We start from the raw sequence: 12,535 nt of genomic DNA, 5'->3' as shown, positions 1-12,535 counted from the left end.
CTCCGCTTGGTCTTCGGGGTTGGCGCCGATAGGTAGCAGATGGGACTGCCGTAGCTTCAGGCTGTAGGCGACGATCTCCAGGCCATGGTCGAGCATGCCGCCGGGGTACGCATGGTGATGGGCCTCCGATGCAGGGAACTGCTGGACCAACTCGGCGTAGCACTCCAGCGGAGCGCGATAGAGGATGGCGAACTGCTTGCGCGACAGCGATGTGCGCTGCCAGATGTGTTCCAGCAGCTTCTGCCGGCGCGGCGTGGCCAGCAGCGATGCGGCCGACTCGGGCCGCAGCAGCCCTTTCGGGAGATCGAGGGCGGGCGCTGGCGACGGAGCGGCAGCGACCGGAGGTCGTTTCCGCTGGAACAGAAAGAGCATGCGGGTGTCCTGGTGGTGGGCCGAGCGGGGGGCCTTTTGGCCTTTTCGAGGTAGGGCCTTTCCCCTTGCACCCCATTCCCTTGCCATTTCGACCCTTTGGCCTTTAACCGTTTCGGTATAGCGGGGCCTGGATCGCGGCTCCACCGTCAATGTGGAACCCGCTCGAATGCATTGGACGGCGACCAGGCGCTGGCCTCGGTCTATGCTGCGAAGGCGCTGCTTCCGCCGGGTAGGTTGCTTTCTAGGCGTCAAAGTTGACAAACGCGACAAAGGCGACTAGAGTGAAACCTGTCTCAAACCTACTTGGGAGATGACCATGCCCACTGCCATTGAATTCATTGCCGACCGTCTGCCGCGCGTCACGGTGGAAGATGTACGCCGCTTCGCGGATACCGTCGAAATCCGGGATGCCACGGCTTTCGCGGCCGAGTTGCAGGCGTTCGTCCACGAGCGCGTGGAAGCGGTAACACTGCCCGCCAACTTGCAGGGGGAGACCGTTGGGCAGGCCCTTGCACGCAAGGCGGCCGCGCTGCGCGCCGACACGCGCTGGGCACCGAATGAAACCGACGTCCAGCGAGGCCGTGCGGTGCTACTGGAAACCTTCAACCAGCCGCACAACCTGCCGCCCGCGGAGTTCGCCAAGCTGGCGGACAAGTCGCGCCAGCAGATCTACAAGGACATCCTCGCGCGTCGGCTGCTGGCGCTGAACGTGGGGCCGCGCGGTCAGAAGCTGCCCGACTGGCAGCTCGACCCGGTAAAGCAGCAGTTGACCCAAACCGTGCTTCAGGAGGTCGAGGGTATCGATCACTGGACGATCTACCGCGCACTGTCCGAACCGCTCGAAGGCTTGGGCGGTCGCTCGCCGGTGGATGCGGTGACGCATGGCACGATCGACGCCGTGGCCGAGGCCGTGTTTAACGTGCTGGGCGTTCAGGTGCATTGAAGCGAGACTGCCATGAACCACGAGCTGCCTTCTTTTCTGATCGATGCCGGTGAACTGCTCCAGCATGTGAGCCGCGTCGTCTATCGGGGCAGCCCGCTGTACTATGGTCGCAGCAGCACCAATCGCTACGACGACCCGGCCCGAGCCTACGGCGTGCTCTACCTGGGGCGCGACCTGCCCACGGCGTTGATGGAGTCGGTGTTTCACAAGCATCAGTGGCTTGATGACGCGAAGCGCTCGATCGCATTGAAAGAAGTCCAGGGCAGGATGGTGCGCGCTGTAGGGGTGGTGGCCGACGTGCTTCTGGCCGATCTCACGGCACCGAGCGTCATGGCGGGCTACTTTGGCCTGAACCTGGAGCAGTTGGCCAGCCGCGACTACACGCACACGCAGCAGGTGTCCGCTCAGGTGCATGCGATGGTCGGCGACGACGGCCAACCTCTGTTCGACGGAGTGCTCTATCCGTCGCGCAACAACTATCCCGCCAAGAGCATCGCCCTGTTCGAGCGTGCGGGAGCGAAGGTCAGCGTCATCGAGGACATCGATCTGGTTGACCATGTGGATTGGCCGCGTTTCGTTGCCACCTACCGCATCGGCGTGGAACCCGACCCGGGCCCGGTGGAACCGGATGACGAAGCGTCCTGAAGCAGCGAGAAAACACATTGAAGCCTGAAACGGAATGAAGTGGAGCACCCTGGAATAGACATCCCTCAGTAGCAGGAGACGACCATGAACACCACAACTCGTACCAGCACCGCAGAACGTATCGGCCGCGCATTTGGCCGTGTATGGCGTGCCTATGCGCGTGGCGAACGGCGGGTATCGAATTGGTTGATGGTCAAAGGGGTGCCTTCGGTTGGTGCCACAGTGCTGCTGTGGGCGGTCAAGCTGGCTGTGCTGGGCGCGCTGCTCTACGTCGCCTTCTGGTTCGCACTCGTGTTGTTGGGAGTCGTGGTGGCGGGATGGGCTGCTGCTGCCAATACCTCGGATGAAGACGAGTGGCCTTTCACCGACCTCACCGAACTGCGCAAGACGCCGGGCTACGATCCCAACCTGTACAACGATACGTCGCACGAGTTGTACACCGACGACTGACCGGCGCCGCGCTACTTCAGCTTACCTCCGGTAAGGGCCCCAGCGCCCTTACCGCCTGCTTGGCCGGCACTCTTGCTGCCATCCGAAAGCCCTTGGATGACGTGTCCAGCCCGAATCCCAACCCAAGTAAGGCTCGCAAGCCAAAAACCCGGCAAGACCAGGAACATCGTGCCCATGACGAACATCAGGAGCAGGTCGCCAAAGGCATTGTTCAACCCCACCAGCGGATCGAAGTTAGTGTGCGGCCGGTTCCAGCCGAAGCCCCACCCATAGAGCGCATCGAGGATGGTGCTGTCGATCCAGCGAGCGAGTTGGAACCAGAAATCGGTGAAGAACAGCGCGAACTGCACGACGCTGACGGTGACGACCGTCTTCAGGTCATAGGTGCCGACGACCAGCACGAGCGGGATGCAGATGACCAGCGCCATCTTGAGCAAGGCAAGCACCATGGGCAGCGCCTGGCGCACCACGTCCATGGCAGGGAATGCGGCAAGTGCCCCGACCGCCATTCCTACGTCCCCCGTGGCCCGCGTCACGATGTTCGGCAGGGTCTTGTCGATCTGGCCGCCGTAGTCGGTATAGACCGAACCCTGGTTGAGCTTCTGCTGTCGCGGTGACGCGATGGTACGGACCACCGAATCGTCCACCTCGGTACGGCTGAGGAACCCGGCCCAGCCCGCCAAGCGATTCAACAGGCTGGGGTCCACCTGGCTCAGCAGCCGTGCTCGCAGGCCGTTGCTGCCATCGGCCCACCACTGCCTGCAAGTCGGGTAGCCGCCGCCACTGGCCACCTGCGCAAGCCCTGCGTCGCGAGTGTCGTCATAGGGCCATGACTCGCGCGCCGTGCTGGAGCGGTAGCTGTCGTAGTAGCCGCCGGTGTCCGTGAAAAACCTCGAACCGATCCATGTCACGTCGTTCATTTGAGCTTCGTCCAGCTCCGGTCGCGCCATGAACAATTTAGCGCGTGCTGGCCCGTAGCAGTCGTGTGTGAAATCGGCCACTTCCTGAGCCAGCACCGGGTCGTTGATGCGGGTAGCGTCGATCTCCATGCGCATCTGTCGCAGGTCTGTTCCGCACGGGATCGCTGCCACCGAGGCACTGGTGACGGCGCGCGAGAGCGCGTGCATGAATGCCCACCAGACCGGCACCTTGGCACTCTGGTTGTTGATGGTGCTGAAGGACTGGGACCAGCCGGTATCCGTGGGCTGCGGCACGCTGACCTGGCATTGAGCCGAGCGCGAGCTGTCGTACTGAATGGTGTTGAGGTCCACGTCGATGAAGGGGATGCCGGCGAACATCACGACCACGATGGCGACGAACACCCGGTTCTCAATGCGTGCGGCCGAGAGCACGCCCTTATTGCCTTCGTCTGCACCCTCCCCACGGGCCTTGAGCCATTCCTGCACGATGATCGCCACGAAGGGCAGTGCGAATACCCCGCTGGATACCAGTACCGCCCAGATGCCGTTGTTGACGATCCAGGAAACCAGGGTCAGGTAGTACTCCAGGTAGTCGGTCGCGAAAAGCGTCATGGCTCGGATCTCCCCTCAGCCCTGCATCAACAGGCTGGCTTCAAGCGCCACGATGGCAACGACGCCGGCGATCTCGCTGCGCACCAGGCGGCGCCGCGCTTGCGCGTCGTCCTCGCGCGCCAGCAGTCGGCGACGCATCCAGACCCAGCCGTAGGCCGTCGCGCCGTACAGGCACAGCCGCCAGACCAGGAAGTAGCCCGCTGCTGCCGCCAGCCAACGCTCCCAGCCTGCGACGCTTCCGACGAGGTAGATGCCAACGATGTTGGCGCACACGGCGACGGCCGCGAGTACCACCGTCCACAGCAGCGCCTTTGCTGCGCGCCGGCTGAACAGCCAGCGCGGGCGCAGCCAGGCCGCACGCATCGGGCTCATGGCCGGCCTCCCGGATTGCCCTTCTGCAACTGATCGAGGCGGTCAGGCACCGGATCGCCTTCGTAGATCCCACGCGAGCCCGCCGCGCGCGTGCCGTGGCGCTGGATGATCGCCATGGGCGAATTGTTTGCCAGCTCCCGGCGCAGCTCCAGCTCGGTCTTGAGGTTGCGGATCTCGCGATCGAGCGTGTCGCTCTCGTGGTTCACAGCTTCCACGGCGAGCTGGTTGGCCGCCACGTTGGGCTCTTTCTTGCCGGTCAGCAGCGTGCGTTGCAGCAGTAGCGCTTTCTCCAGCACCGACGCCAGCGCAACCTCGGACGCCAGGCGCTGCGACAGCAGGTGCTGGTCCGGCTCGTCGCGCAGTGCCTCGATCACTCCGCGTGTGATGGGCAGCGACGCGCTGCCGGCCTCGCGCAGGTTTTCGGGCGTCGTGTTCTTCGCCTTGGAGACCAGGTCCTGGAGCGCCTGCAGCTTGGCATCGTACTCATCCTGGATCAGCGGCGTCAGCCCGACGCCGGGCACCGTCTCCGTCTTGGTGCAGGCGTCGCAGGTGCGCTGCTCCTTCTCGCCGAGCACCCGCGTCGCCCACTCGACGGCCGCTTGCGGCGTGGTCCAGGTCTGGCACGACAGGCTCGCGCAACTTGCCGGTGCGATTGCCGATGTGTCGGTCACACCGCGGCCATTGACCAGGTTGTAGCCCGCGCGGGTGACGTCGCCGACCACCTTGATCGCGGGCTGACCGGAGCCGCCGGCATTGCTTCCCCCGACCCAAGGCACGCCGTCGTTGCCACGGCGCGTCTCGGCTTGCTCGACGGCCGAGACGGCATCCGTGCTCGAAACAGCATCGCGCAGTGCCAACCCCTCTGCCATCTGGCTCCAGCCGAGCTGGCCGCCGGCCGTTTCGGCCATCTTTTCGGCCATGGCGCGGCACGTCAGCTTCGAGCGGTCGAAATCCAGCCGCGCTTGCAGAACGCCGTTGGTGAGCAGGTTGTAGAGGCCCGGATCAGCCCGTTGGATGATCAACGCCGGCAGGGAGGCCACAGCACTCGTAGCACTCTGGATCACCGAGGACATGATCTGCTGAAAGCCATTGGTCACGCCGTTGAGCTGATTTTTCAACGTGGTCTGGATGCTCATGTCACCGCAGATCAGATTGCTGTTCCAGCCGACACCCACGCCGAGCGAGCGCATGCCGGCTGCGCGACCCATCGAAACGGCGCTGCCGCCGCCGATGGAGTACATGACGTCATCGCCGATGACGTTGCCGCTGGTCTGGTAGCCCAGTTGGCCCCAGGCCACGCCGCTTGCCAGAACCAACGCGCCGGTGAGCGCCAAACAGATCCTCTTGCCACGAGCCGGAGGGGAGAACTGCATAGAGTCGAAACGCTTCATCGCGGCACCTCAAAGGAAATCAACGCTTCCAAGGAACACCTGTCCACGGCGTTCGCAGCAGGCATAAGGCCGCCACAGCGCCCAGGCGTAGTCGCCTTGCTGGGCCTGGGTCAGGAAGCCGCTGCGCGGGAAGACCGTGCAGGACGAGGACAGGACGGGCGTGAGTTCCTGCCACTTGCCGGTCGAGGCATCGCCTTCCATCAGCGCGCCGGCAGGCCAGTAGCCATCGCGGGCGTTCGCGAGCAGCGGCTGGTAGACGTGGATCTGCCCGCGGCGCGTGACGACATCGCCGGCGCGCTGGGCCACCACGGCGCCAGCCTTGTGGTCGTCGGCCTGGTGCAGGAAGCCGCCGCGCGGATACACGTTGCCCCACAGGTTCAGCGTGGTGCGCGCGCCGACCTCGCGCCTGCCCGGAATCAGCGCCTCCGGGTAGGCCATCTCGGGCACGTTGTAGCGCCAGGCAAGCGTGTCCAAGGTGCTGAGCAGATACGGCATGAATGCCGTTCCTGCGCCCTCGCAGAAGTAGCCCGAGGACGAAACAAACTGGTTGAACACCTCGACGCCGGGATGGCCGATCACGTCGGCGTTCTTGAATTTCGCAAGATTGTTTTCGTGGTCTTCGTTGGTGGTGCCGTCTCCGCCGGCCTGGGCCGAAGGGTTGGGCGTGCTCATCGGACGAACTTCGACCCAGGGGTTCTCGCCGGTGTTGCTGTAGCTGGAGACGACCGCATCCGGGATGTAGTGGCGAACTTTGATGGACGTGCGCACCGTGCAGCCCGTCCAGGTGCAGTAGAGCCAGTAGCAGATGCCGACGACGCGGTATTCGAGGCAGTCTGGCGATGCCACTGAGCCAACGATGGTTGCGGTGTTGAGGGCGTAGCTGCCCGTGGCGCTGAGCAGCAGCACTGAGGCCACGCCAGCACGCAGGAGGCGCATCCGCTCGAAGGGGCGGGTCATGGCTGCGGCCTCCGGTGTTGCGCAACGCGCGCGACGGCACGGGCCACGTCCGGCTCGCCATAGACCACGTAACGCTGATCCACCACGACTGCCGGAATGCTGGTGACGCCCAGGCTCCAGGCGTCGGCGACGCCCTGGTATGCGGAAGCGATGCGGCGCTGGAGGCCGGCACCGCCGTTGTTCAGGCGGCGCTTGACGATGGCCGTGGCCTGCTCGGGATCGGCGGGCAGCTGTGCGGAAAGCTCGGCTTCGATGCGCTGGCCTTCATCCAGCTCGATCAGCCGCTCTCCACCCATAGTCTTGACCGGGTGGCGGCTGTCGGTGACGACCACCACATCGGCGGCGAAGGTGGCTGGGCTGAAAACGGCCAAGGATGCCGGCAGTGCAACGGCCAGGCCAAGGGTTCGCCAGCCGGATGCGAAGCGGAATAAAGATGCTGGCATGTCGCGTGCCCTGGAAGTTGATCAGAGCCATAGTCGAACGCGAACCCGCTGTCGCCCCAACAAACAATGCGCATCGCGGGCACCCCGCATACCTTTTCGGTGCTGTCGCATGGAAAAAGCGGAGGCCGAAGCCTCCGCTGTGATTACAAAAGACCAGACTCGGCGAACGAGTACGGTGCGCCTTGACCAATCACGAAATGGTCGAGTACCCGCACGTCGATAAGCGCCAAGGCCGTCTTCAACTGCTCGGTCAGCAACCGATCCGCATTGGATGGCTCGGTGGTGCCCGAGGGGTGCTGATGCGCGAAGATGACCGCAGCGGCGTTCAGTTGCAACGCTCGCTGCAGCACGACACGTGGATAAACCGAGGTCGCATTGATCGTTCCATGGAACATCGGCTCCACGGCCAGCACGGCGTGCATGCTGTTCATGAACACGACGACGAATATTTCGTTGGGCTCGGCGACCAGCTTCAAACGAAGGTAGTCCCTGACCGCTGCGGGCCGCTCAAGACGTGGCCCTGCTTTGAAAACCCGCCGCTCCAGCAACACGATGGCTTGCTGAACGATCCAGTCCTCGTTCTGAATAGAAATATCGGAAAGCGACTCCAGGCAGGAGTCATTGATGACGACAGACATGGCGAACCTCCAGGCAGGGAAATCGGAGAGCGCACATGCCCCTGGAGGGCAGGCCCTCCAGGGAATGGAACAACGGAACAAGGTGCATCCATCACCGCTGCTGCGGTGATCGTTCGCGCCCAGGATGCGAGGCGAACGGGTGACGGTCAGCGCAGCGTGCTGCGCCGTAGCCTCAAAGACCGCAGGCTACCTGGGCATGTCGCCGACAACGTCGGCAGGCATTTCGGTGGTCGGTGGAGCGGCGGCATCCTCAGCCACCAGCATGTCCATGGCCGACAGCAGTGCATCGCCTTCGATCGGCCCCTGCAACACGACTGCCTGATCGGTTTGGCGATCCTGCAGACGAATCGAAGGCGTCGCGGTCACGCCGCCCTTGGTGGCTTCCTCGGCCTGAGCGCGAATCACCCTATCCGGTCGCTCGCTGGCCAAACACTGCTCGACGGCTGGGTTGAGGCCGGGATAGCGCAGACCCTCGGGCAAGCCCAAGCCGTCGCTACGTGTGTGCGCATAGATCCATTCAATGGCCTGCCAGAACGCAGCATGCCCGCCACTTTCGGCGGCGCACTCGGCCAGGCGTGCCTCGGCGGAGGCGGCCGGTTCGTGCGCGGCCAGCGGCTGGTGGTGCCATTGCAGAGCTACGTCCGCGTTGGCACCCACCCAGCGCTTGAGCTGCGGGAAGTACGCTCGGCAGAACGGACATTCGAGGTCGGCATAGAGCGTCAGCGTGAAACGGCCCTGCGCGTTGCCCATCTGCCAGGGAGGCCCGGCCACCTGCGCGGTGCTGACCTGCGCGGGAGCCTGCAACGCGGGTTCACTGGGTGCGCGGGACACGAGCCAGATCAACAGCAGTGTGATCAGTCCAATCGCCACGAACCAGGGCCAGCGCCGATGGCGGAGCGCCTGTACCGGCATAGGAATGGAAGGACGTTTCGGTTTCACGGCATTCTCCGGCTGCTATTGCGGCAGGCCCAAGGCTGGCGACTCGATGCCACGCGCCTGGTCGATCTTCTCGGCCACCTTGAAGGCCGCGTCGAGTTCACTGATGCCGTGTTGCTGCATGAGCTGGTAACGCTCGGCTTTTTCCTCGGGTTCGGTCTGCGCGAGCGCGAGATAGAGGCTCGGTGGCACGGCCCGAAACAGCACTTCAAGGCTCTTGGAGAGGATGACGCCCTCGGTGAACTTCCCTGCTTCCTTGCGCGCGGAAAGCATCAGCGCCTTCTGCGCAGGCGAGAGTTCGCGGAACCGCGCGATCTTCTCCACCTCATCGGGCGGCATCGACAGGCAGATCCACCACTCGATCATGTTGAGCATGGGCTCTGCAGCGCGCGGCAAGTCGTCGATGTTTTGTGTGGCGAGCCAGAACCAGGCCCCCAGCTTGCGCCACATCTTGGTGATCTTCACCACGTAGGGGGCGAGCAGCGGGTTCTTGGTGATGATGTGTCCTTCGTCGGTGACGTTGATGATCGGGCGGCCCAGGTACTGATCGCGCTCGGCAATGTTGTTCACCGTGCTGATCAGGCTGATGTAGGCAATGGAGAGCTGCGCGTTGTAGCCCTCGCGGGCATAGGTCGCCAGATCGACCAGGGTGATGTCGGCTTCGGGCCACGGCGAACCGTCGCGGTCGAACATTTCGCCGTCCGTGCCTTGACAGAACATGTCCATGGCATCTGCCATCTCCAGCAGCCGCACGCGCCGCATCTCTGGCAGCGTTGGGTCCTGGCCGCGCTCGCGCAGCGCGTTGCGCACGTCGCGCGTGAGCACCGTGCGCTTCTCGGCCACGCAATGCTCGGCGGCGTCGAGGATGCACTGGCGGATGAGCGAGCGATCGGCCCGCGTCATCCGGGCCTCTTCTTTATCCTCGCCGCCGGTGATCATCAGCCGTGCGGTGATTTCCAACTCGCCGAGTACGTCGCGCTGCTCGTCCGCTTCCATGGCCGATGCATCGGGTGGCATGTCCTCGTCCAGCACATCGGCATCCAGCGTCTGCACGTCGCTCGGCGTTTCGATCAGCCGACGCGCGTCGGCGAACGGCGCCAGGCTGATGCCCGAGCCGGGGGCCAGCTTGACCCGGTTCACAGTCAGGCCCAGGCGCTTGGCGAAATCGCTGAACAAGCCGAAGCTGTTGCCGGCTTCCACGATGAAGAGGCGCGGCCGGTAGATGGCCGTGACCTGGTTCAAGAGGTTGTTGAGCGTTGCGCTTTTGCCGGAGCCGGTGGGGCCGAACAGGAACAGGTGCGCGTTCATCTGCCGATCCAGGCGGTTGAGCGGGTCAAAGGTGATCGGCCCGCCGCCTCGATTGAAGAACGTATTGCCCGGATGGCCCGTGCCCTGGCTGCGGCCCCAGGCCGGTGAGAGGTTCGCCACGTGCTGGGCGAACATCAGTTGGGTGAACCAGTTCCGTCGATCCTGGCTCGGGTTGTAGCAGCACGGCAGCCAGCGCAGATAACTGTTCAAAGGCGCGACTTCATCGTCCTCGCGCACGGGCTGCAAACCGGCGTTAAGCATCACGTTCGCCAGATCAAGGCCGCGCCGGTCCAGTTCGGCTTCATCCCGGCCGCGCAAATAGAACGCCAGTGTTCCCCGGTACAGCTTGTGCGCGCTGCCGATCAGCGAGCGGGCCTCCTGCACATCCTTGAGCGTCTGCTCCGATGCCAGTGTTTCGCCGACTGCCTTCTTCGCCAGGTGGTTCAGGTGCGATTCGAGGATGTCCTGGGGTGTCGCCACCATGGTCAGACACATCGTCGTGTCCTCGGGCATCTGATCGAACAGCGTATTGATCGCATCGCCTTTGCGGGTTTCGCCAGTCAAATGCCCCGTGCCGGGCGGCATGCGCAGCCGGTCAGTGACCAGCACACGATGCGGCATGCCGTCGAAGTGCCAGGTGCCGTGATCCGCGTCCGAGCGTGGCTGGCTGAAGAAAAGCCGCTGGCTGAAATCCCGCCCGCTCGCCAGCTCGATCTCGCCGTCTTCTGTCTCGTCGGGGTAGCGTGCCAGCGCATAGAAGCGTTCGCGGTCCTCGATCCCAGGGCCGAGCAGCGTGGGACGCGGGTTGAACCACCGCAGCAGCCAGTCATGGACGTCGGCCGCGGCCATGCGCCGGGCCTGGATGCCGGCGTTCGCCAGCCCGCCACACAAGCGATCGCAGACGATGTTCAGCATCTGCTCGGGCGTCTGGCCGCGGCGGTTCGCCTGCCCGGTGGCCCGGCGATAGACGACCATGCGCACGCGCCGCGTCTGGCCGCGCCAGCGCAGCCGTGTGACCACCGTGTCCTCGAACAGCCCGCCGGGCTTCGCTACCGCGCGCAGGTGGTGTCCGAAGAAGCGAAGGTAGAACTCGGTGAAAGCCGTATTGCGGGCGCGCGGCTGCACGTAGTCGCGCAGGGTCTGCATGTACTGGTCGAAGCTGGGTTCGTCCTGGGCGTAGAGCTGGAGTACCCAGGGGTTCTCGTCCAGTTCATCGAACGAGTCCTGGAGCGCGTTCTCCAAGGCGTCGCGGGCATGCGCGAGCCAGCCGGGTTCCCGGCCCTCGGTGCCCAGCGGCACCAGCTCGTAGAACGCCGCGACCGATTGCCCGTCTTCCAGCAGCATCGACTTCGACTGGGGCAGGAACTCCACCCAGGGCAGGAATTCCGCGAACGACGGCGCAACGTCGTACAGCGCCTGCTCGTCGGCCACGGTCGCCGGCCTGTGGCCATGGACCGCCGTGCCGGGTTCGGGGATGCCGGCCTGACGCAGGGCCTCGACGTGGCGCTGCCAGCCGTCCGGCTGCTCGTCATCGTCTGCGTCGGATGCAGTCAGCTTCGGCCAGGGGAGTTTCCAGCGCATCAGTAGTCCTCCACGCGCTCGCCGGGCATGGCGTACTGCACGCGCTGGTACAAGGGAAAAACCGTCGTATAGCCCGGCACGGGCACCGGGTCCGTGCCTGCCAGGTGCGGGTACACGTACATCACCAGGTCGGGATTCGGCAGGCGCTGGAACTGGCGATAGACCTCGTTGCGCGCTGTGCGCGTGTAGCGCATCTGCTCGGCGGGCGCGGCCTGTACATCCATCTCGGTCAGCGGCCGGCGCAGGCTCTGGCGCGCGTCGAGCAATTGCCTGCGTGCCACCTGGCCGGCGCCACCGCCGCCGTCACCGGCGTTCTGCTGCCAGATGTCCATCATCGTGCTGTCGCCGTGGGGCAGCAGCTTTTCCTTGCTGGTGGCGCAGCCGCCGAGCACCGCGACGGCAAGGGCCAGCGCCAGGCCCTTATTCAAGTTCGAGAGCATGGCTTTCTCCTGCACGGTGATCGACCTTGCGACCTTCGGGATCGAAATCGATGGCGAGCGGCTTTTCGAGGTGGACGGCGACCTTTGCGCCGGGTTGGACATAGACGGCGGCGAAGGCCTGGCCGTACAACTTGTTCACCCAATCGGCCATGTCCCGAACGCCGCCGGCCAGGATGCGGCCCACGGCTTCGTTGCCCGAGATGCCGACGCTTCCGATGGAGCCATCGGCGCCCACGTAGGACATCTGACCGCTGTCGCTGTCGATGAGCGAGGCGACGCCGGCACCCGCCGCGGTGATCAGCGCCTGTGAGCCGAGGTACTGCTGGGCGTTGCTGCGCCGCTCTCCGCTGACGCAGGGAATGCCATAGGGGTCGCTGATCCAGCCCAGGCCGTCGCGCTGCTGGTTGTTCTGCTGGTTGCCCTCGCGGTCTTCGGGAATCGTCCGAATGGTCCCGTCATGGAACACAAAGGTGATGCTGCGCACCTGGCCGCGCACGCAAGAGAGCGTCCAGTCACCCGAGGCCGTG

The 12,535-nt window shown here is 64.7% G+C and carries 14 protein-coding genes; 3 read left to right on the top strand and 11 right to left on the bottom strand.

Annotated elements, in window-relative coordinates:
* Positions 1-372 (bottom strand): TraI domain-containing protein (locus EKA13_RS23060; RefSeq protein ID WP_176717474.1); only part of this gene is annotated, 372 nt, incomplete at its 3' end.
* A 316-nt stretch (positions 373-688) separates the two neighbouring features.
* On the opposite strand from EKA13_RS23060, the gene EKA13_RS23050 reads away from it, so the two are divergent.
* The 3 genes from EKA13_RS23050 to EKA13_RS23040 all read left to right on the top strand — a co-directional run bounded on the left by EKA13_RS23050 (position 689) and on the right by EKA13_RS23040 (position 2,410).
* On the top strand, positions 689-1,315 hold the full coding sequence (locus tag EKA13_RS23050) for a hypothetical protein (protein WP_009459635.1): 627 nt from the start codon (positions 689-691) through the stop codon (positions 1,313-1,315).
* Between the two features lie 12 nt (positions 1,316-1,327).
* Positions 1,328-1,960, top strand: a complete 633-nt coding sequence (locus EKA13_RS23045) for an RES family NAD+ phosphorylase (protein WP_009459636.1) — start codon at positions 1,328-1,330, stop codon at positions 1,958-1,960.
* An 84-nt stretch (positions 1,961-2,044) separates the two neighbouring features.
* Positions 2,045-2,410, top strand: a complete 366-nt coding sequence (locus EKA13_RS23040; protein WP_009459638.1) for a DUF3742 family protein — start codon at positions 2,045-2,047, stop codon at positions 2,408-2,410.
* A gap of 11 nt (positions 2,411-2,421) precedes the next feature.
* Here EKA13_RS23040 and EKA13_RS23035 read toward each other — a convergent pair whose 3' ends face one another.
* The 10 genes from EKA13_RS23035 to EKA13_RS22990 all read right to left on the bottom strand — a co-directional run.
* A complete protein-coding gene (locus EKA13_RS23035; RefSeq protein ID WP_019726345.1) occupies positions 2,422-3,942 on the bottom strand; it encodes a conjugal transfer protein TraG N-terminal domain-containing protein in 1,521 nt (506 codons plus the stop codon).
* Between the two features lie 15 nt (positions 3,943-3,957).
* Positions 3,958-4,314 (bottom strand): hypothetical protein, encoded by a 357-nt coding sequence (locus tag EKA13_RS23030; protein WP_009459645.1) that lies wholly within the window; start codon positions 4,312-4,314, stop codon positions 3,958-3,960.
* On the bottom strand, positions 4,311-5,687 hold the full coding sequence (locus EKA13_RS23025; RefSeq protein ID WP_425311487.1) for an integrating conjugative element protein: 1,377 nt from the start codon (positions 5,685-5,687) through the stop codon (positions 4,311-4,313). Before EKA13_RS23025 ends, EKA13_RS23030 begins: the two co-directional genes overlap by 4 nt.
* A 27-nt stretch (positions 5,688-5,714) precedes the next feature.
* On the bottom strand, positions 5,715-6,662 hold the full coding sequence (locus tag EKA13_RS23020; RefSeq protein WP_065761517.1) for a TIGR03756 family integrating conjugative element protein: 948 nt from the start codon (positions 6,660-6,662) through the stop codon (positions 5,715-5,717).
* A complete protein-coding gene (locus EKA13_RS23015) occupies positions 6,659-7,105 on the bottom strand; it encodes a TIGR03757 family integrating conjugative element protein (RefSeq protein ID WP_003158648.1) in 447 nt (148 codons plus the stop codon). Before EKA13_RS23015 ends, EKA13_RS23020 begins: the two co-directional genes overlap by 4 nt.
* Before the next feature lie 143 nt (positions 7,106-7,248).
* Positions 7,249-7,743, bottom strand: coding sequence for a RadC family protein (gene radC / locus EKA13_RS23010; protein WP_003158647.1), 495 nt, complete (start codon positions 7,741-7,743; stop codon positions 7,249-7,251).
* 186 nt (positions 7,744-7,929) lie between these two features.
* Positions 7,930-8,682: a DsbA family protein gene (locus EKA13_RS23005; protein WP_031299380.1), complete on the bottom strand. Its 753-nt coding sequence runs from the start codon at positions 8,680-8,682 to the stop codon at positions 7,930-7,932.
* 15 nt (positions 8,683-8,697) lie between these two features.
* On the bottom strand, positions 8,698-11,568 hold the full coding sequence (locus EKA13_RS23000; protein WP_003158645.1) for a conjugative transfer ATPase: 2,871 nt from the start codon (positions 11,566-11,568) through the stop codon (positions 8,698-8,700).
* On the bottom strand, positions 11,568-12,008 hold the full coding sequence (locus EKA13_RS22995) for a TIGR03751 family conjugal transfer lipoprotein (RefSeq protein ID WP_003158644.1): 441 nt from the start codon (positions 12,006-12,008) through the stop codon (positions 11,568-11,570). The genes EKA13_RS23000 and EKA13_RS22995 overlap by 1 nt, the downstream gene beginning before the upstream one ends.
* Positions 11,989-12,535: TIGR03752 family integrating conjugative element protein (locus tag EKA13_RS22990; RefSeq protein ID WP_065761518.1), on the bottom strand; the 547-nt coding region annotated here is incomplete at its 5' end. The genes EKA13_RS22990 and EKA13_RS22995, both read right to left, overlap by 20 nt.

This window comes from Pseudomonas defluvii (assembly GCF_001695625.1).
GTDB classification, from domain to species: domain Bacteria; phylum Pseudomonadota; class Gammaproteobacteria; order Pseudomonadales; family Pseudomonadaceae; genus Aquipseudomonas; species Aquipseudomonas defluvii.
The sequence above is the reverse complement of the archived record's forward strand: the minus strand, read 5'-3'. Positions and strand labels throughout refer to the sequence as shown.

Bases quoted from the DNA above. Each gene is read 5' to 3' on its own strand.
- EKA13_RS23050 (WP_009459635.1), top strand. From the start codon at position 689: ATGCCCACTGCCATTGAATTCATTGCCGACCGTCTGCCGCGCGTCACG.
- EKA13_RS23045 (WP_009459636.1), top strand. From the start codon at position 1,328: ATGAACCACGAGCTGCCTTCTTTTCTGATCGATGCCGGTGAACTGCTC.
- EKA13_RS23040 (WP_009459638.1), top strand. From the start codon at position 2,045: ATGAACACCACAACTCGTACCAGCACCGCAGAACGTATCGGCCGCGCA.
- EKA13_RS23035 (WP_019726345.1), bottom strand. From the start codon at position 3,942: ATGACGCTTTTCGCGACCGACTACCTGGAGTACTACCTGACCCTGGTT.
- EKA13_RS23030 (WP_009459645.1), bottom strand. From the start codon at position 4,314: ATGAGCCCGATGCGTGCGGCCTGGCTGCGCCCGCGCTGGCTGTTCAGC.
- EKA13_RS23025 (WP_425311487.1), bottom strand. From the start codon at position 5,687: ATGCAGTTCTCCCCTCCGGCTCGTGGCAAGAGGATCTGTTTGGCGCTC.
- EKA13_RS23020 (WP_065761517.1), bottom strand. From the start codon at position 6,662: ATGACCCGCCCCTTCGAGCGGATGCGCCTCCTGCGTGCTGGCGTGGCC.
- EKA13_RS23015 (WP_003158648.1), bottom strand. From the start codon at position 7,105: ATGCCAGCATCTTTATTCCGCTTCGCATCCGGCTGGCGAACCCTTGGC.
- radC (WP_003158647.1), bottom strand. From the start codon at position 7,743: ATGTCTGTCGTCATCAATGACTCCTGCCTGGAGTCGCTTTCCGATATT.
- EKA13_RS23000 (WP_003158645.1), bottom strand. From the start codon at position 11,568: ATGCGCTGGAAACTCCCCTGGCCGAAGCTGACTGCATCCGACGCAGAC.
- EKA13_RS22995 (WP_003158644.1), bottom strand. From the start codon at position 12,008: ATGCTCTCGAACTTGAATAAGGGCCTGGCGCTGGCCCTTGCCGTCGCG.